Here is a 15,859-nt window from a genome sequence, read left to right as displayed (position 1 = left end):
GCATTGCGCAGCCTGGTCGAAACGCCCGGCAAACAGCAACGTGGCGGTCACCAGGCCCACCAGTTGCGCCGAGCCGAGCATCAATTCATCGCCGTGCTGTTCATGCAGGCGCAGCAACAGCACGGCGTTCTGCTGGCGAAAAAGGTCTTCGAAACTGAAGTGCTGCAGCAGGCTGACCGCCACCTCGTATTCTTCAGCCAACAGGGCCTGCTCGAACGCGGCCTGCCAGTCTTGCTCGGCGCTGAACCACTGGCAGGCGCGCCGATGCCACGAGCGCTTCGCCGCCCAGGGTTCATCGCGCAGCAGCCGAGTCAGGGGCGGGAACACCTGCAACCAGCCATCGGTGTCTTCCCATGCCTGGATAAACGCGCCGATGGCTTGTAAATCACGTAGGTATTGACCGCCGTCGCCATAGCCGAACAGATGCTCGCACAGCCCCTGGTTGAAACGCGGCAGATGGGCCAGCACGCGCCAGGCTTCGGCCAGCTCGGGCGGGAGCGTGCTCAGCAGTTCATGTTGCAGGTAGTCGAGCAAGGTTTTTTCGGGGTGACCATCGCCCAGCAAAGCGATGCGCACGCCAGCGCACCAGCCGGCGCTGAACTGCAATACGCTGTCGACGGAATGCCCGGGCGCCTGGCTGAGTAGTTGCTGGATCTCGGCCGAGCTGAAGGCCAGCTCGGCGCTGCATTCCAGCAGCTCATCGTCGAGCAGCAGGCGCGGCCAATTACACGCCGGCCGCCGCCTTGCACCAATCCACCAGGTCAGGGCCGGGCTGCCGGCGGTGAGCAGGCGGTCGAGCAAGGCGTCGGTGTCGGGGGCCGGCAGTCGGCAGAAATCATCGAGGAACAACCACGCGGGCGCCTGCCAGCGGCTGAGGTCCAGCAGCAGCGTGGCTTCATCGGTAAAGCCCAGGCCGAGGTTTTGCGCCAGGCGCTGGCACAGATCGAGGGGGCTGAGGGCAACGCCGTTCAACGGCAACCAGTACACCTGGCAACCCGCTGGCGCCTGCAACGCACATTCGCCGAGCAAGGCGCTCTTGCCGCTGCCGCCCGGTGCACAGAGCAATCTGACCCGGACCTGGGCCGCCAGCAAAGGCTCGGCCAGGCGCGGGCGCAGCAGATGGTGGGCGGACAGCCGAGGCATGAATCCAGGACGGTCCAGGCAGCGTGTCATGGCGGTCATTGCTGCATCCTGCGTTCTTATTGTTGTGCAACCTGGCGCTTACCCTAGTCCTGTGGCTGGCGGTTGTTGAAGAAGTATTCAGCGGGGTGATTTCAAGGCATGCGTAAAACCAAATGTGGGAGGGGGCTTGCCCCCGATAGCGGTGTATCAGTCAAATCTTCATCGACTGACACTAAGCCATCGGGGGCAAGCCCCCTCCCACATTTTGCCCTTATTGTGAACCGGGATCAGCGCACGCCTTCGGCCCGCAGCGCGGCCGGGGTGTAGTCCGCCGCCTTCGCGTTGAAGCCGAACACAAAGCTGCTCTTCTCCTCGTTCTTCATGCCCAGCGCGAGGTAGCGCCCGGCGATGATGTCGTACAGAGTCTCCACGGTGTAGGCCGGGGTCTGGTGGTTGTAGTAGAACTGCGCATGGCCTTCGGCGACACGCCACAGTTGGCCACGACCGTCATAGTGATCCACCAGCGCGACCTGCCAGCTGTCTTCGTCGATGTACATGTGGCGCTTGGCGTAGATATGCCGCTCGCTCGGCTTGACGGTGCCGACCACTTCCCACACGCGGTGCAGCTCATAGCGGGTCAGGTCCTGGTTGATGTGCCCGGCCTTGATGATGTCGTCGTACTTGAGGGTCGGCTGGTCGAGCTTGTAGCTGTTGTAGGGAATGTACATTTCCTTCTTGCCCACCAGCTTCCAGTCATAGCGGTCGGGCGCGCCGGAGAACATGTCGAAGTTGTCGGAGGTGCGCAACCCGTCGGCGGCGGTACCCGGCCCGTCATAGGCCACTTGCGGTGCGCGGCGCACGCGGCGTTGGCCGGCGTTGTAGATCCACGCCAGGCGCGGCTCCTTCACTTGGTCGAGGGTCTCGTGCACCAGCAGCACGTTGCCCGCCAGGCGCGCGGGCGCCGTCACCGATTGCTTGAAGAAGGTCAGCACGTTGGCCGCCTTGGCCGGGTCCATGTCCGGGATCAGTTGCGGCACCGCCACCTCTTCCTCGAAACGGATCGGCGTGTAGCTGCCGTTGGTCTGCGGCGTGGCCTGGGTGATGATGCGGCGCAGGTTGCCGCCGTGGTAGCGGGTGATGTGGTTCCACAGCACCTCCACGCCATTCTTGGGAATCGGGAACGCGTAGTAGCGGTTGCCGGTGAACCCTTCCAGGCCGTTGCCATCGTTGATCGGCTTGACGTTCAGCGCGCTGCGCTTGATCGACTCGTAGATCTCCGGCGGCAGGTTGACCGTGCGGTGGCTCGGGTACACCGGGATCTTGTAGGTCTCGGGGTAGCGCTTGAACATCGCCACCTGGCCGTCGGAGAGTTTGTCCTTGTATTTGTCGACGGTCGCGGCGGTGATCACGAACAGCGGTTTTTCATTGGCGAATGGGTCGGCGAGGAAGCCCTTGCTGTCCACTGCACCGGCGTTTTTCGGGATGCCGCCGGTCCAGGCCGGGATCGAGCCGTCGGCGTTCCCGGCTTTTTCCGCACCGACCGGGGTCAGGGTGGTGCCCAGCTTGGCCGCCTCTTCCGGCGTCACCGCCGCCATTACGTTGGCAGCCAACAGGCTGAGGGCCAACACTGCAATTGTCTTACGCATGGATTCTTGTCCTTCTTTAAGCCAGATCAGAAGTTCACGCCGAAGCTGAGGGCGAGGAAGTCGCGGTCGGTCAGGGTGTTGTAGTCGCCGCCAAAGAAGTCGGTGTAGCTCAGGCTGGCGGTGTAGGTGTTGCGGTAGTCCGCGTCCACGCCCGCGCTGATGGCCTTGGCGCCCTTGTTGAACAGGCCGTTGGGGCCGTAGCCGGCGACGTCATGGGACCAGGACAGGTTGGGCTTGAGGTTGATCCCGGCGATCACGTTGTTGTAGTCGAGGATCGCGCGGGCGCGGTAGCCCCAGGAGGTCGAGGTGACGAAGCCGTCGGTGTCGCCCTGAAACCCGTAGGCGCCGTACACCGAGTCGCGGCCGTAACGCAGTTTGGATTTATCTTCCAGCCCGGCGACGTGCACGATGGCAGCCTCGCCCACCACGGTCAGGCGTTCGGCCCCCAGCACCTGGTCGAAGAACTGGGTCATGGAGCTCTGGATCTGGGTGATTTCCTTGCGGCGGTAGCCTTTGTTGTCGTCGCCGAAGTTGCTGCGGATGGGCGAGGCCAATTGGCCGGCGACCGGGTTGATCAGGGCCAGGGTCAGGTCAGTGGTATTGAGTTGCACCGGCGCATTCGGGCGGTAGCTGATTTCGCCGGTCCACGCCGTGCCGGTGGGCAAGGTGGTGGAGAAGCTGGCGCCGAACAGGCGGATGTCTTCCGGGTAGTCCAGGTAATACTGGCCACGGCCAAGCATCAAGCTCTGTACCAGACCTGCACCGGAGCCTGGCGCCAGGCCGTTGGCAGTGCCGGCAACCGCGCCGAGCGTGGCCAGGCTGGTGTTGTTGGTGATGGTGCCCACGGTCGGCGTGCGGCTGTGGTAGTTCATGAAGTAAAGGCCGTACTCGGTGTCATCCCCCAACCAGCGCAAGGCCGCGCCGAACTGGCCGGAATCGCGCGCATCGCGGTCACCGGCACGGCGCACGATGACCCCTTCTGGCGTCACGCCAAACCCTTGGCCGAACGCGGCGGCCACCGGTTGCAACGGTGCAATCGCCGGGTTGCCCACGGTGTAGTTGTTGGTGCAGCCATCCGCCGCCACATCGCCACCGAAAAAGGTGCCGCAGTTATCCAGCACGGTCTGGTCCCACTCCAACTGGTAGAAGCCTTCAACGGTCAGTTGGTTGGTCAGGCCCTGGGACGCGAACAGCATGTTCACCGGGATCAAGCCTTCCTTGATCTCCGCGCCTGGGCGGCGGAACGCCGACACGTCGATCGGGTTGATGCTGTTGATGGAGTTGCCGATGAAGGTACTTTCGCCCCAACTGACCACCTGCTTGCCCGCGCGCACGGTGCCGGGCAGGTCGCCCAATGAGTAGTTGTGATAGACGAACGCATCGAGGATCTGCGCACCGCTGGATTTGGCGCCTTCCTTGCGGTTGTGGTTGCTGATCGGCTTGAACTCGCGGTCTTCGTCCTGCAACTCGAAGTCATACCAGTACTTGCCGCGCACAAACACGCCGGTGTCGCCGTACTTCAGCTCCAGGTCGTGCAGGCCCTTGAAGATCTTGGAGAAGGTTTCGCCCTTCTTGAAATTCAGCCGCCCGTCATCCCCGGTGGACGCCTGCCCGGTGCCACCATTGACGGTGCCCACCAGCTTTTTATCGGCATCGCGCATGCCCCAACTCGCGCCCACCGACAGCGAGGAGTCGAATTGCCCTTCGATCTCGCCAATGTTGAATGAAACAGCCTGTGCCTGGGCACAGCATCCCAGTGCAACCGCAGCGGCCAGCGCCTGTGGCCTGAAGATGGCGCGCATTGTTGTTCTTGTCATGCGTCTTCCCCGGTGAGTGACAGAAGGCCCCACCCTACTGCCGCCCGTCAGGAGCGATAAGCGCACCAAGGAGGGATTCGTGCTATCGCCCGAAAGGATTACCAGGCGCTCTGGCCGGGACCTGCGCGGGCTCATGCGCGGGATGGATGGCGGGTTATCAGGGGAATGGATGGCGTGCGGGTGAACTGTTGCCGATCTGGTAACAGTCCTTGTCCTGAACTGCTATTACTCATTTTGTTACAAGCGACTATTCTTGGCGGGCTTTCAGGGCAGACAGCCCGCTCCCGCTACCGGGAGACAAGCCAGACTTAAATGGATTGATGCGTTTTTTCAATCTGTTACCGGTGTTCACTGACGTTGATTTATTGCTCCTTGATCAAACGTCTTACTTCAGCCGCTGCGTTTGCAGCGGCTTTTTTTTGCCTGAAATAAAACGGGGCGCCTTGAGCGCCCCGTGGATTCAATCTTTTTCAAGCAACGATCACAGGCTGAATTTTTGCAGATTGGCCATCATCTCCTTCAAGGCCTCGATCGTGTCCTTGGGGTGCGCGGCGCCTTCGAAGTCGCAGATCTGCGCCCAATGCGCGGCCACGTCGTCCGGCGAGAACCCGGCCTCCGGGTCAAAGCCCACCCCCAGGCTACGCTCCCAGCGGGTCTTGCCGACCCAGCCGCCGCCCACTTCAAACAACCCCGACGTTTCCTGGCACGCCTCGCTGCCCAGGTACACCACCAGCGGGCTGACCAGTTCCGGCTTGAGGCGCTCGAACACTTGCGGCGGGATCAGGCCTTCGGTCATGCGCGTGCCGCCGGTAGGGGCGATCGCATTGACCAGGATGTTGTTCTTGCGCCCTTCCAGCGCCAGGGTGCGGGTCAAACCATACAGGCCGAGCTTGGCCATGCCGTAGTTGGATTGGCCGAAGTTGCCGTAGATGCCCGAGGTGGACGAAGTGAAGATCACCCGGCCATAGCCTTGCTCACGCAGATGCGGCCAGGCGGCGCGGGTGACTTTGTAGGCGCCTTCGACATGCACCTGGTAAACCAGGTCCCAGTCGCTGTCGTCCATTTTGTGAAAGGTCTTGTCACGCAGGATCCCGGCGTTGTTGACCACCACGTCGATGCGGCCGAAGGCGTCGAGGGCGTTCTGCACGATCTTGTCACCTTCGGTGACAGAGTCATGGTTGGCTTCGGCGATCCCACCGGCCTCGCGGATTTCCGCTACCACACGGTCAGCGGCCGAGGCGTTGGCGCCTTCGCCCTGGGTGGAACCGCCAAGATCGTTGACCAGCACTTTAGCGCCATGTTTGGCGAACAACAGTGCATGGGCACGGCCCAGCCCGCCGCCGGCACCGGTGACGATCACGACCTTATCCTGGAACTGCACTGACTCACTCATACCGAACTCCAATGGCGACAATGGGAATGGTCCGAGTGTCAGGCAAGCGAGCGCGGGTCACAATAAATACGGCCGGCGCTGAATGGTGCTCGATAAGGCAGCGGGATGATTGCCCGGTTCAGGAATACGCCACACTCGGCGTGGGCTGCCCGACCCGGTCACGAAAGGCCAGGTAATGCTTGAGCACCTGCAGCGGCGCCTCGATCTGCGGATAGTGGCCGATATTGGCCAGCAACACCGTGTCGGCCTGCGGCACCAACTGGTGGTAGCGTTCGACCATATGCCCACCGGAAATCGGGTCGACCTCACCGTCGATGACCCGCAGCGGCACCTCGCCACGCTGCATCGCATCCACCCAACGTTCGCGCAGGCGCCGGCGCTGGGGGATGTAGGCGATCAGTTTGTGCAGGATTCGTGGGCCGTCGTTGCAACTGATCAGGCTCCAGAAGTCATCCAGCGCGCTTTCACTGGGGCGCGTATTGGGCCCGAAAATCTGGCTGAAGCTGTCCGACAAGGCGTTACGCCCAAACGCGCGGCCGATCATCCAGCCAAGCGGGCTGAGCAGGAGTTTTTGCACCAGCGCCGGGCGATGGGTTTCGGGGAACAACCCGCCATTGAGGAACACGCAGCTGGCCATCTGAAAGCGGCCCTCATAGTGCCGCGCCAACAGTTCCTGGGCCACGCTGTCACCGTAATCGTGGGCGAGCACGTGCACCGGTTGATCCACCCGCAGGTGTTCAAGCAGGGCTTGTTGCAAATCCGCCTGCTCCAGCAGGCAATAGTCGTGATCCAGCGGCTTGGCCGAGTCGCCAAACCCGAGCATGTCGCAGGCGATTACCAGGTTACGTTGGGCCAGGGGTTGCCACAGGTAATGCCAGTCCCAGCTGGCGGTGGGGAAGCCATGAATCAGCAGCAACGGTTCGCCCTGCCCCGCCACCCAGTAACGGATCGCACGGCCACGAAAGACAAATTCCTGACCGCGCTTGCGCCAGGCTCTGAGCGGGATCTCGGCGAGTGGCATCAGCTTTTATACCCAGGGTCTTGGCTGTCCAACTTACGCAGCAGCGCCGGCCAGGCCAGCGCGCCCCCCATACCTTGTGCACTCTTTGTGACCGCGGCCACCATGGCCTTGGCCCCGGCAAGAATCTGCGGCCCGATGTGGATCAATTCAGCGCCGCCGTTCTGCGCCAGCACCTGGATATCGCAGGCGCGCTGGAAGGTGAACATCATCAGGAAGGTGTCGGCAATGGTGCTGCCGCAGGTCAGCAGGCCATGGTTGTGCAGCATCAGGAAATTATTGTCGCCCAGGTCGGCCTGCAGCCGGGCCTTCTCTTCGTGGTTCAACGCCACGCCCTCGTAGGCGTGGTAGGCCAGGCTCGACAACACGAAAATCGATTGCTGGCTGATCGGCAGAATACCCTGCTTCTGCGCCGCCACCGCGACACCGGCGGCGGTGTGGGTGTGCAGCACGCAGGTCACATCGTGACGGACTTCATGGATGGCGCTGTGAATGGTGTAGCCCGCGGGGTTGATCTCGTAGGGGCTGTCCATCAGCTTGTTGCCGGCCTGGTCGACCTTGACCAGGCTTGACGCGGTGATTTCATGGAACATCAGCCCGTACGGGTTGATCAGGAAGTCATCGGTGCCCGGCACCTTGGCCGAGATGTGCGTGAAGATCAGGTCATCCCAGCCGTGCAGCGCGACCAGGCGATAACAGGCAGCCAGGTCGACACGGGCTTGCCATTCGGCAGCGCTGACCTGGTCTTTGACATTCTGTGGCGATTGAACGGGGGCTAGGCTCACGGCAATGACCTCCTTGGCGCACTTTCTTATTGTTTTTTTGGGTGAAGGGCCAGTCTAGTCAGACCTCATGGCTCGCGTAGTTGCCTTCGCAGCCAGCTTGATGACCGAGCGGGTCAGCACAGAGAATAGTTCAAAGTTGCTCAAAGCGCGTCAGAGAAACGCCGCCAATAAAGGCACCGCGAACAGGTTGAGCAAGCCCGTCAAAACCATCACCAGGCCGGCGACCGAGCCTTCTTCGCCGCCCACTTCATGGGCGCGGCTGACACCCGCGCCGTGGGCGCCTACGCCGAACAATGCACCGCGCGCCAATGGCGTGCGCAACGGCAGCCATTTGAGCAGCACACCGCCGAGCATGGCCCCGAACACCCCGGTGAACATCACGAACACCGCGGTGAGTTCCGGCACGCCGCCCAGATCGGACGACACCGGCATGGCGAACGGCGTGGTGATCGAGCGCGGCACCAGCGACATCGTCACCGAGCTGTCCAGCGCCAGCGCTTTGGCCAGGCCGAACGAGGTGGCGATAGACGCCGCGCTACCGGCCACCATGCCCAACAGCAACGCCGACCAGTGCCGCGCCAGCAACCGACGCTGCTGCCAGATCGGCACCGCAAACGCTACGGTCACCGGGCCAAGCACCAGCATCAGCCAGTGGGTGTCGGCGGCGTATTCGGCATACGCGGTGTTCATCGGCACGGCCACCGCCAGCAGCAATACCGGCACCAGGATCAACGGTGACAGCAGATAGCGCCCGGTGCGGCGGTAGATCCAGCGACTGAACACATAGGCGCACAGGGTCAGGGCGAGCCAGAACACCGGCATCAGCTCAAGCTTCACGGCGCAGTTTCCAGCGGCACACCAGTTCAACGGTAAACGCCGTGACCAGCATCACCGACAGCGTGCTGATGCCGATCACCAGCAAGATGCGCCAGCCGTCATTGCGCAGCAAGCCACCGTAGTCGAGCAGGCTCATCAGGGCGGGAATAAAGAACAGCAGCATCTCGGCCATCAATACACCCGCGCCCAATTGCAGGGCGGCCGGTTTGACCAGCCCACTGGCGAACGTTGCCAGCAGCAGCCCCAGGCCCACCACGCCACCCGGAATCGGCCACGCCAGCCACACTGCCAATTGGCAGCCCAGGAAATAGATAGCCAGCAGCACGACCAATTCGGTCAGCAGGCGGCCAAGGTGTTTGAGGGGGAAACGTTTCATGGGCATTGGGTCCTCGCAGGTGCCCAGTTTAAAGAGCCACCTCCCATCCCCACAGCGAATTGTTAGACTGCCTCCTATTCCGCTATGGAATAGAACGCACGGAATCACGCCCATGGAATTCAAGCAGCTGCGCAGTTTTGTCGAAGTGGTCCAACGCGGCGGGTTTACCCAGGCCGCCAAGACCTTGCACATCAGCCAATCTGCGGTCAGCAAGCAGGTCGCGCACCTGGAGCAAAGCCTCGGTACGCCGCTGCTCGACCGCATCGGTTCGCAGATCCGCCTGACCGCCGCCGGCCAAGTGGTATTGCAACGCGCGCAAGACATGCTGCGCCTGCAAACCGAACTGCTGAGTGAGTTGGACGATATGCACCAGCTCACCCGTGGCGAGCAGCGCCTGGGCCTGCCGCTGCTGGCGGGTGACACGCTGTTTGCCGGGCTGTTTGCCGAGTACCGCAGGCGTTACCCGAACGTCACCATCCAGTTGCTGGAGAGCGGCAGCCGGCATATCGAACAGGCGATTCTCAGCGGCGAACTGGACGTAGGCGGCAGCTTGAAACCCAGCGACCCGGCATTTGCCTGGCAGGCGTTTTGCGATGAACCGCTGGACGCGCTACTGCCGATTGATCACCCGTTGGCGCAAAACGCCCAGGTGCGCCTGGAAGAATTGGCCGACACGCCCTTCCTGATGTACCAGCGCAGTTTCGTGCTCAACGACCGGCTTCTGCAGGCGTGTCAGCAACTGGGCTTTACCCCGAAGGAAATCGGCCGCAGCGGCCAGGCGGATTTCCTCGCCGCGCTGGTCGCCGCCGGCCAGGGCGTGGTGCTGCTGCCCAGCGTGGTGGCGCGTGCGCTGGTGCGGCCAGGAGTGGTGCGCCTCACGCTGAAGGCGCCCGATTACCTGCGCTGGGACATTGCCTTTATCTGGCGCGAAGGCGCGTATCTGTCAAAAGCCGCGCAAGCCTGGCTGGCATTGCTGCGCGAATTCCCGGTCAAGCGCGCAGTGCAGTGACCAGCTCGGCCAGCCACGGTTCGGCGTCGGCTTCCGGGGTCACGCTTTCACTGGCGTCCAGGCGCAGCATCGGCAGCACTTCGCGCACGCCCAACTCGCCGAACAGCTCGCGCATCTGCTCGCCGCCGCCACAGTAGGTGTCGCCGTAGCTGGCGTCCCCCAAGCCGATCACTGCGCCGGGCAGGCCGCGCCAGGCAGCAGGCAACTGGTCGCGAATCGTCGAGTACAGCGGCTGCAGGTTGTCCGGCAATTCACCCATGCCGGTGGTTGAAGTCACCGCCAGGAAGGCTTCAGGGGCATACGCCAGCACGTCCGCCAGGTTGGCGCGTGGGTTGTGCCAGGCTTCAAAGCCGGCGGCGTTGAGGATGCCAGCGGCGTGGCGGGCGACTTCTTCAGCCGTGCCGTACACCGAGCCGGAAAGGATGGCGACTTTCATCAATCTGATCCTGTCGTTGAGTGAAAGCGTGGGATATTAGCAGCTGTCGCAAATATTTCGGCGCGCGCCGTGCAACATTCAGCGCATGTCATAAACTGCCTCTCGAAGAACAACCCATGGACCGCCCATGATCAACGCGCAACTGATGCAAATGGTGGTTGACGCTTCCAACGACGGCATCGTCATTGCCGAACGGGAAGGCAGGGATAAACCGCTGATCTACGTTAACCCGGCGTTCGTACGGATGACCGGTTACACCCAGGACGAAGCCCTTTACCAGGACTGCCGTTTCCTGCAGTCCGGCGACCGTGACCAGCCGGCGCTGATCGCTATCCGTGCAGCGCTGGAAAATAACGGTGCCTGCCGCGAAACCCTGCGCAACTACCGCAAGGATGGCAGCCACTTCTGGAATGAATTGTCGTTGTCGACCATGTATAACGAGGCTGACAAGCAGACGTATTTCGTCGGCGTGCAAAAAGATGTCACCCTTCAGGTCAGGGCCCAACAGCGCGTGTTACAGCTGGAAGCCGAGCTGGCCGAGGTCAAAGCGGAGCTGGCAGCGCTCAAATCGAAAGGCGCAACAGACAACACTTAGACAAAGCCGCGTTTAAGCGGATAATGGCGTTTTAATGCCTCACTCTTGAGCAAGACTCATGCATCGCGACACGCTTCTGACGCAGGACGAGCTGGATTTTATCCAGAAGATGCAACACAACCCGCAGCTCAACCTGCGCGATGCGTCGTCGAGCCTGACCGTCAACGGCGGTGCGCAGATACGCGACTTGCTCACGCGGCTCGCCGCCCATGATCAACTGACCATCCAGGCGCAGTTCGAAAATCAGCAGCTCACGTTCCCGCTGCATCTGGTGGAAGACGAGTTTCATGCGCTGCATCTGCGCCTGGGCGTGCCGACTATTTTCGAAGACGGGCCGATGATCCGCCCCTGGCGCCTGGCCCTTGAAACGCCGGTTGTGCTGGAGAATATCAGGGGCAACCCGAGCGCGCTCTGGGTGCACGAAGTGTCATTCAAGGGTGTGCTGGTAGAGATTCGAGGCCGAATCAAGCCGCCGAAAACCTTTTGCCTGTGGTTCAGCCCTTCCGGCTACGAACGCATCACCCTGCGTGGCACGCTGCAGCGTGAAACCGCCCGCGGCTTGTTTGCCTACCACCTGGATCAAAGCGATGTGGACGAAACCGAGCGCTTGCGCCATTTCATCCTGCACCGGCACCGCTTGATACACCCCGAGGCCCACGCCTGAGATCAGGTGTCGAGGCTACCGCGCAGAAACTGCTGCAGGCGGTGCTGCATCGATCGCCCTTCATTCCCCAGGCAACCGATGGAAGAGCCCGCCAGGCGTTCTTCGGCCAGGTCCGCCGCATCGCCGGCCAGCAGTAGCGGGCAAGGCAGGGTCAGGGCCAAACGTTCGAGGCGCAACGGCAACTCAGCGCCGGGTGAGCGATTGGAGAACAGTACCAGCGCACGCGGCCGGGTCTTCTCGCAAACCAACGTCAACTCATCAAACGGCTGGCCGATGGCAAACACTTTGACCGCCAGCTCATCGCTGCTGATCAACACACCCGCCACCAGCAATTCCAACTCTCGACACTCTCCGGCAATGGCCGCCAGCAGCACCCGAGGTGTAGGCGCCGCACTGGCCATATGCAGGCGTTGCGCGACGCGGGCGCGCAGGAATGCGTCGAAAAACAGCCACTCGCTGGCTTGGCCGAAATGGCCCTGATGGCGTAACAACTGCTGCCACAGCGGCATGAGAATGCTCTGGAACACCACTGCAATCGGGTAGGCCGCGAACACCTGGGCATACAGGCGATCCAGCTGGCGATCATCGAAAGCGTTGACCGCGAGGCACAGCTGCGCTTGCCACTGGCTCCACTCACGCTCGGTATCGATGCGCGAGAGGGCAGCGGGGTCGCTGTAGCGGGTGTCGCGGGCGAGAATCTTGCCGACTTTGCTCACGGCGACGCCGCGCTCGATCCAGTCGAGAATGCGGTGCACGGTGTCGATATCGGTGCTCGAGTACAGCCGATGCCCGCTTTCGGTGCGGGTTGGCTGAATCAGGCCGTAGCGACGCTCCCAGGCGCGCAACGTAACCGGGTTGACGCCGGTCAACCGGGCGACTTCACGAATCGGGAAAAGATCGTCGAGGTCAGCGCCGCTGGCGTGCGCCGTCTGGTAGTGGGGAGCAATAGTTTCGGGCATCAGAGGTCAGAAACTTCCGTGTCGGTTTGGATCCCATTTAACGCCTATTCATTCGTTCGATTCAAGCTTCCCGGCGAGCCGACCAAAGTATCTGGCGTATTTCGTCAAAACAGGAATAATCCTTGCCTGCTTTTTCTACGTCGCTGCAACACCCCGCAGCCTCGTGTGTGCGCCGCCTACCCGGCCCAGTGCACTTGATTACTTGGAGATACACAATGTCTACCTCACCCGTCACCTTGATGGTTGCGCGCCGCGTCGCCAAAGGTCGCTATGAAGAATTGATGGCCTGGCTGCGCGAAGGCGAGCAATTGGCCACGGACTTTCCCGGTTACCTGGGTTCCGGCGTGCTCGCACCGCCGCCCCATGACGATGAATTCCAGATCATTTTCCGCTTCGCCGACGAGAAAACCCTGCACGCCTGGGAGTTTTCCGCCTCGCGCAGTGCGTGGCTGAGCCGTGGCAGCGAGTTGTTTGCCGACCCCTCCGAGCATCGCGTCAGCGGTATCGACGGTTGGTTTGGTGCCGCGGGTGCACGGCCGCCGCGCTGGAAACAGGCGGTGGCGATCTGGTTGGCGTTCTTCCCGGTGTCGCTGCTGTTCAACTTCGTCCTCGGGCCGCTGCTCAATGGGCTGGAGCTGGCGCCGCGCGTGTTGGTCAGCACCATGGCGCTCACGCCGCTGATGGTGTATTGGTTTATCCCGCTGTCGACACACCTGCTGGCCAACTGGCTGCACCCTACCCCGCCAGCGCGCAAGGCCACCGAAGCTGCCGCGTGAGTACAGGGGCGCCCGTGCGCTGGTATAGTTTCACTCTGCCAGCAACGCGAGCCCCCCATGACTTCCTCCCCTGCCCCGATCCTGATCACCGGCGCCGGCCAGCGTGTCGGCCTGCATTGCGCCCAGCGCCTGCTGGACGAAGGCCATCCGGTGATGTTCAGCTACCGCAGCGAACGCCCCGGCGTTGAAGCCCTGCGCGAGCGTGGCGCGGTGGGCGTGTTTGCCGACTTTTCGAGTGAAGCCGGGATTCTGGACTTCATCGCCGCGCTGAAAAACCAGACCGACAGCCTGCGCGCGATCATCCACAACGCCTCGGCCTGGGTCGCGGAAACACCCGGCGACGAAAGCCGCGCCTTTAGCGACATGTTCAGCGTGCACATGCTTGCGCCGTACCTGATCAACCTGCATTGTTCACCCTTGCTGCAACGCTCGACACCTGCCGATATCGTGCATATCAGCGATGACGTGGTGCGCAAGGGCAGCCGCCAGCACATCGCCTACTGCGCCACCAAGGCCGGGCTCGACAGCCTCACGCTGTCGTTTGCCGCGCAGTTCGCGCCGCTGATCAAGGTCAACGGTATCGCCCCGGCGATGGTGATGTTCAATGACGGCGACGACGCGGCCTACCGCAGCAAAGTCCTGGCCAAGTCGGCACTGGGCATCGAGCCCGGGCCCGAGGTGATCTACCAGAGCCTGCGTTACTTGCTGGACAACCCCTATGTCACCGGTACCACCCTGACCGTCAACGGCGGGCGGCATATCAAGTAAGCCGTTTTGAGGATGTTGTATGACCTTATCCCTGCCCCACCATTACCGCGAGATCCTCAAAGGCCTGGGCGAAGACCCGGAACGCGAAGGCTTGCTCGACACCCCCAAGCGCGCCGCCAAAGCCATGCAGTACCTGTGTCATGGCTATGAGCAGAACCTGGAAGAAATCGTCAACGGCGCGCTGTTCGCCTCTGACAATGACGAGATGGTGATCCTCAAGGACATCGAGCTGTATTCGCTGTGCGAGCATCACCTGCTGCCGTTTATCGGCAAGGCCCATGTGGCTTATATTCCGACCGGCAAGGTACTGGGCCTGTCGAAGCTGGCGCGCATTGTCGACATGTTCGCCAGGCGCCTGCAGATCCAGGAAAACCTCACGCGGCAGATCGCCGACGCCATCCAGGACGTGACCCAGGCCGCCGGCGTGGCCGTGGTGATTGAGGCCAAGCACATGTGCATGATGATGCGCGGCGTGGAAAAACAGAACTCAACCATGAACACCTCAGTGATGCTCGGCGCGTTCCGCGAGTCGAACACCACGCGCATGGAATTCCTGCAACTGATTGGACGGAGCAAGTAGCAATGCCACAACTTCAACCAGGCATGGCGCGCATCCGGGTCAAGGACCTGTGCCTGCGCACCTTCATCGGCATCAACGAGGATGAAATCCTCAACAAGCAGGATGTGCTGATCAACCTGGCCATCCTGTATGCCGCCCAGGAAGCCGTGCGCGACAACGATATCGACCATGCGCTGAACTACCGCACCATCACCAAGGCGATCATCGCCCATGTGGAAGGCAACCGCTTCGCCCTGCTCGAGCGCCTGACTCAGGAGATCCTCGATCTGGTGATGAGCAACGAATCGGTGCTGTATGCCGAAGTCGAAGTCGACAAGCCCCATGCGCTGCGTTTTGCCGAGTCGGTGTCGATTACCCTGGCGGCCAGCCGCTGACCTATAAGTGAGCCCTATGAACGATCAACAACGTCTCGAACTCGAAGCTGCCGCCTTCCGCCGGTTGGTAGCGCACCTGGACAGCCGCAAGGATGTGCAGAACATCGACCTGATGAACCTCTCGGGCTTCTGCCGCAACTGCTTGTCCAAGTGGTACAAGGCCGAGGCCGACGAGCGCCAGATCGAACTGAGCCTCGATGACGCGCGTGAAGTGGTGTACGGCATGCCGTACGCCGAGTGGAAAGCCCAATACCAGAAAGAAGCCAGCGCCGACCAACAGGCGGCGTTCGCCAAAGGAAAAACCCATGACTGACCTGAACACCCTGCGCGCCAGCCTGAACAGCGGCGAACACATCTTTGCCGACACCCTGGCGTTTGTCGCTGCCGGTTACGATTACCAGCCGCAAGCCTTCACCAATGGCAGCGTGGAAAACGCCGCCGGGCAGAACGAAGGGTCGTGCAAGACTCTGGGCTTGGCGCTGCTGGAAGGGTTGAGCGATGAGGAAGCGCTGCTGGCGTTTGGTGAGCATTACCGTTCGGTAGTGGCAACGCCTGAAGGCAGCGACCACGGCAATATTCGTGCGTTGATCGAGCATGGGTTGGCGGGTGTGAAGTTTGCCGCACAGCCACTGACCCGCAAATCCTGAGTCAGACATAGATCAAAATGTGGGAGCGGGCTTGCTCGCGAAAGCAGAGTGTCAGTC

The 15,859-nt window shown here is 62.0% G+C and carries 18 protein-coding genes and 1 pseudogene; 9 read left to right on the top strand and 10 right to left on the bottom strand.

Translation table 11 applies throughout. The annotated features are described in order from the left end of the window. The 8 genes and pseudogenes from WBR57_RS21320 to WBR57_RS21285 all read right to left on the bottom strand — a co-directional run. A pseudogene (locus WBR57_RS21320) lies at positions 1-1,182 on the bottom strand (helix-turn-helix transcriptional regulator); the annotation flags it as partial. A gap of 227 nt (positions 1,183-1,409) precedes the next feature. Continuing rightward, complete coding sequence (locus WBR57_RS21315) at positions 1,410-2,768, bottom strand: DUF1329 domain-containing protein (RefSeq protein ID WP_424086351.1); 1,359 nt, start codon at positions 2,766-2,768, stop codon at positions 1,410-1,412. Between the two features lie 26 nt (positions 2,769-2,794). Beyond that, on the bottom strand, positions 2,795-4,585 hold the full coding sequence (locus tag WBR57_RS21310) for a DUF1302 domain-containing protein (RefSeq protein WP_424086349.1): 1,791 nt from the start codon (positions 4,583-4,585) through the stop codon (positions 2,795-2,797). A gap of 481 nt (positions 4,586-5,066) precedes the next feature. Then, the gene (locus tag WBR57_RS21305; RefSeq protein ID WP_424086347.1) at positions 5,067-5,978 is read right to left on the bottom strand and encodes an SDR family oxidoreductase; all 912 of its coding nucleotides are present in this window, start codon (positions 5,976-5,978) and stop codon (positions 5,067-5,069) included. Between the two features lie 118 nt (positions 5,979-6,096). Continuing rightward, entirely contained in the window at positions 6,097-6,999 is a 903-nt protein-coding gene (locus WBR57_RS21300) for an alpha/beta fold hydrolase (protein WP_424086345.1), read from the bottom strand. Next, positions 6,999-7,781 carry a class II aldolase/adducin family protein gene (locus WBR57_RS21295; RefSeq protein WP_424086343.1) on the bottom strand — a complete coding sequence of 261 codons (783 nt, stop codon included), beginning with the start codon at positions 7,779-7,781 and terminating at the stop codon, positions 6,999-7,001. The genes WBR57_RS21300 and WBR57_RS21295 overlap by 1 nt, the downstream gene beginning before the upstream one ends. A 150-nt stretch (positions 7,782-7,931) precedes the next feature. Then, on the bottom strand, positions 7,932-8,618 hold the full coding sequence (locus tag WBR57_RS21290) for an LrgB family protein (RefSeq protein WP_424086341.1): 687 nt from the start codon (positions 8,616-8,618) through the stop codon (positions 7,932-7,934). Continuing rightward, complete coding sequence (locus WBR57_RS21285; protein WP_424086339.1) at positions 8,608-8,994, bottom strand: CidA/LrgA family protein; 387 nt, start codon at positions 8,992-8,994, stop codon at positions 8,608-8,610. Before WBR57_RS21285 ends, WBR57_RS21290 begins: the two co-directional genes overlap by 11 nt. A gap of 112 nt (positions 8,995-9,106) precedes the next feature. Here WBR57_RS21285 and WBR57_RS21280 point away from each other — a divergent pair, with 112 nt between their 5' ends. Then, on the top strand, positions 9,107-10,003 hold the full coding sequence (locus tag WBR57_RS21280; protein WP_424086337.1) for a LysR family transcriptional regulator: 897 nt from the start codon (positions 9,107-9,109) through the stop codon (positions 10,001-10,003). Here the strand turns inward: WBR57_RS21280 and WBR57_RS21275 are convergent. Beyond that, the gene (locus tag WBR57_RS21275) at positions 9,984-10,439 is read right to left on the bottom strand and encodes a flavodoxin (protein ID WP_424086336.1); all 456 of its coding nucleotides are present in this window, start codon (positions 10,437-10,439) and stop codon (positions 9,984-9,986) included. The two genes, WBR57_RS21280 and WBR57_RS21275, sit on opposite strands and share 20 nt — an antisense overlap. A gap of 127 nt (positions 10,440-10,566) precedes the next feature. Between WBR57_RS21275 and WBR57_RS21270 the strand changes: the two genes are divergently transcribed. Next, positions 10,567-11,034: a PAS domain-containing protein gene (locus WBR57_RS21270; RefSeq protein WP_424086334.1), complete on the top strand. Its 468-nt coding sequence runs from the start codon at positions 10,567-10,569 to the stop codon at positions 11,032-11,034. Between the two features lie 58 nt (positions 11,035-11,092). Further along, a complete protein-coding gene (locus WBR57_RS21265; protein WP_424086332.1) occupies positions 11,093-11,698 on the top strand; it encodes a hypothetical protein in 606 nt (201 codons plus the stop codon). Positions 11,699-11,700: 2 nt separating this feature from the next. On the opposite strand, the gene WBR57_RS21260 is transcribed toward WBR57_RS21265, so the two are convergent. Further along, positions 11,701-12,657 (bottom strand): MerR family transcriptional regulator, encoded by a 957-nt coding sequence (locus WBR57_RS21260; protein ID WP_424086330.1) that lies wholly within the window; start codon positions 12,655-12,657, stop codon positions 11,701-11,703. Between the two features lie 215 nt (positions 12,658-12,872). Here WBR57_RS21260 and WBR57_RS21255 point away from each other — a divergent pair, with 215 nt between their 5' ends. From WBR57_RS21255 to WBR57_RS21230, 6 genes are read left to right on the top strand one after another with little or no spacing between them, the layout of a single operon-like run. Continuing rightward, a complete protein-coding gene (locus WBR57_RS21255; protein WP_424086329.1) occupies positions 12,873-13,433 on the top strand; it encodes an antibiotic biosynthesis monooxygenase in 561 nt (186 codons plus the stop codon). A 57-nt stretch (positions 13,434-13,490) separates the two neighbouring features. Continuing rightward, positions 13,491-14,201, top strand: coding sequence for a dihydromonapterin reductase (gene folM / locus WBR57_RS21250; protein ID WP_424086327.1), 711 nt, complete (start codon positions 13,491-13,493; stop codon positions 14,199-14,201). A gap of 19 nt (positions 14,202-14,220) precedes the next feature. Continuing rightward, positions 14,221-14,781, top strand: coding sequence for a GTP cyclohydrolase I FolE (gene folE, locus WBR57_RS21245; RefSeq protein WP_025858052.1), 561 nt, complete (start codon positions 14,221-14,223; stop codon positions 14,779-14,781). A gap of 2 nt (positions 14,782-14,783) precedes the next feature. Further along, positions 14,784-15,155, top strand: a complete 372-nt coding sequence (gene folX / locus WBR57_RS21240; protein ID WP_424086324.1) for a dihydroneopterin triphosphate 2'-epimerase — start codon at positions 14,784-14,786, stop codon at positions 15,153-15,155. Positions 15,156-15,171: 16 nt separating this feature from the next. Next, positions 15,172-15,468 (top strand): DUF1244 domain-containing protein, encoded by a 297-nt coding sequence (locus WBR57_RS21235; RefSeq protein ID WP_010206472.1) that lies wholly within the window; start codon positions 15,172-15,174, stop codon positions 15,466-15,468. Then, the gene (locus tag WBR57_RS21230; RefSeq protein WP_424086322.1) at positions 15,461-15,802 is read left to right on the top strand and encodes a HopJ type III effector protein; all 342 of its coding nucleotides are present in this window, start codon (positions 15,461-15,463) and stop codon (positions 15,800-15,802) included. Before WBR57_RS21235 ends, WBR57_RS21230 begins: the two co-directional genes overlap by 8 nt. Positions 15,803-15,859 lie beyond the last annotated feature (57 nt).

Origin of the sequence: Pseudomonas sp. (assembly GCF_049590575.1) — a bacterium.
Lineage (GTDB): Bacteria > Pseudomonadota > Gammaproteobacteria > Pseudomonadales > Pseudomonadaceae > Aquipseudomonas.
The sequence above is the reverse complement of the archived record's forward strand: the minus strand, read 5'-3'. Positions and strand labels throughout refer to the sequence as shown.

Coding starts and splice junctions, on each gene's coding strand:
- WBR57_RS21230 (WP_424086322.1), top strand. CDS start 15,461: ATGACTGACCTGAACACCCTGCGCGCCAGCCTGAACAGCGGCGAACAC.
- folM (WP_424086327.1), top strand. CDS start 13,491: ATGACTTCCTCCCCTGCCCCGATCCTGATCACCGGCGCCGGCCAGCGT.
- WBR57_RS21280 (WP_424086337.1), top strand. CDS start 9,107: ATGGAATTCAAGCAGCTGCGCAGTTTTGTCGAAGTGGTCCAACGCGGC.
- WBR57_RS21265 (WP_424086332.1), top strand. CDS start 11,093: ATGCATCGCGACACGCTTCTGACGCAGGACGAGCTGGATTTTATCCAG.
- WBR57_RS21260 (WP_424086330.1), bottom strand. CDS start 12,657: ATGCCCGAAACTATTGCTCCCCACTACCAGACGGCGCACGCCAGCGGC.
- WBR57_RS21275 (WP_424086336.1), bottom strand. CDS start 10,439: ATGAAAGTCGCCATCCTTTCCGGCTCGGTGTACGGCACGGCTGAAGAA.
- WBR57_RS21305 (WP_424086347.1), bottom strand. CDS start 5,978: ATGAGTGAGTCAGTGCAGTTCCAGGATAAGGTCGTGATCGTCACCGGT.
- folE (WP_025858052.1), top strand. CDS start 14,221: ATGACCTTATCCCTGCCCCACCATTACCGCGAGATCCTCAAAGGCCTG.
- WBR57_RS21270 (WP_424086334.1), top strand. CDS start 10,567: ATGATCAACGCGCAACTGATGCAAATGGTGGTTGACGCTTCCAACGAC.
- WBR57_RS21235 (WP_010206472.1), top strand. CDS start 15,172: ATGAACGATCAACAACGTCTCGAACTCGAAGCTGCCGCCTTCCGCCGG.
- WBR57_RS21255 (WP_424086329.1), top strand. CDS start 12,873: ATGTCTACCTCACCCGTCACCTTGATGGTTGCGCGCCGCGTCGCCAAA.
- folX (WP_424086324.1), top strand. CDS start 14,784: ATGCCACAACTTCAACCAGGCATGGCGCGCATCCGGGTCAAGGACCTG.
- WBR57_RS21310 (WP_424086349.1), bottom strand. CDS start 4,585: ATGACAAGAACAACAATGCGCGCCATCTTCAGGCCACAGGCGCTGGCC.
- WBR57_RS21315 (WP_424086351.1), bottom strand. CDS start 2,768: ATGCGTAAGACAATTGCAGTGTTGGCCCTCAGCCTGTTGGCTGCCAAC.
- WBR57_RS21285 (WP_424086339.1), bottom strand. CDS start 8,994: ATGAAACGTTTCCCCCTCAAACACCTTGGCCGCCTGCTGACCGAATTG.
- WBR57_RS21300 (WP_424086345.1), bottom strand. CDS start 6,999: ATGCCACTCGCCGAGATCCCGCTCAGAGCCTGGCGCAAGCGCGGTCAG.